General features: G+C 34.1%; 3 protein-coding genes. All 3 read left to right on the forward strand.

All coding sequences use genetic code 11. The features are described 5' to 3' along the window. The coding region (locus AB5287_RS10030; protein WP_368221183.1) for a DUF4417 domain-containing protein at positions 1-292 on the forward strand (292 nt) is incomplete at its 5' end. Then, the gene (locus AB5287_RS10035) at positions 282-758 is read left to right on the forward strand and encodes a hypothetical protein (RefSeq protein ID WP_167770303.1); all 477 of its coding nucleotides are present in this window, start codon (positions 282-284) and stop codon (positions 756-758) included. The genes AB5287_RS10030 and AB5287_RS10035, both read left to right, overlap by 11 nt. A gap of 22 nt (positions 759-780) precedes the next feature. After that, positions 781-999 (forward strand): hypothetical protein, encoded by a 219-nt coding sequence (locus AB5287_RS10040; RefSeq protein ID WP_049507591.1) that lies wholly within the window; start codon positions 781-783, stop codon positions 997-999. Positions 1,000-1,060: the final 61 nt, after the last annotated feature.

A 1,060-nucleotide genomic window follows, 5' to 3' on the forward strand; every position in this document is an offset into this window, starting at 1 on the left:
GGATTACGGTATGACGGTAATACCGACCGTATCATGGGCATATAAAAGCAGCTTTGACTTTTGCTTTGATGGATTGCCTAAAAACGCAACTTTAGCAATTAGTACAATTGGAGTCAAGCAAAACAAAGAGCAATTTCAAATCTGGGTTGATGGCATGGATGAGATGATTGAGCGATTATCACCCAAAAGAATTATAGTCTATGGCGGTCAGGTTGATTATGAATATAAAGATATTGAGGTCGTTTATTTTGACAACGCAACAACAGAAAGGATGAAGAATAATGGGCGGTAGAGGTGCAAGTTTGAAGTCACTTATAAGAAAATATGAAGATGGGTTAAAAAGAATGTATAATCCTAAATCTTCTATAACTAGAGCTGAGCGGAGAAGACTGATAAAAGCAGGATATTTTAAAATAGAGCAGAAAAGGGATGCCCCTAAAAATAACTCAAAACCATCCTTTAATAGAGCAAAAGAACTTGGTAAATTTAGTGATTTTGCTTATAGAAAAGAAAACACTCCTAGAGGAGCTAAGTCATTTGCTACAATGTTCCAGAAAAATGGCAGCTTGACTCACGGTATATTAGCTCATAACGAAGAGTACGCAATAGCAAAATGGGCGAACCAAAAAGGGTATAAGAACCTAGATAAAAAATCCAAAAATGATATTGGAAAAATTATTGGTGAATACTCTAAAGGATATAATCCGAAACTATCAAGAGTAGTTAATTCTAATGAATGGGATTGGCACAAGTATTGATAAACGAAAAAGAGGTTAAAACATGGGAGGCAGAGGAGCAAAAATAAATTTGTCAGGCATACCTAAAAACAAACGTAAAGCTATAGCAAGTTATCAAAAGCAAATTAACAAGCATTATGATAAAATAAGGTTAGCTAAGAAAACAGGGCGGGACACTGAATACATTAACCATTGGGAAGCTGAGATAAGAGCTTTCAAAGGAAATATAAATAAAATAATAGATAGGAGAAATAGAAAATGATTGATTTGTATGATAAATTGAATGAACGCATCTACGAGAATTGCAAGATGTATTATGATAA

Source organism: Bifidobacterium sp. RTP21102st3_E2_RTP21102_210122 (genome assembly GCF_040916945.1).
Lineage (GTDB): Bacteria > Actinomycetota > Actinomycetes > Actinomycetales > Bifidobacteriaceae > Bifidobacterium > Bifidobacterium longum.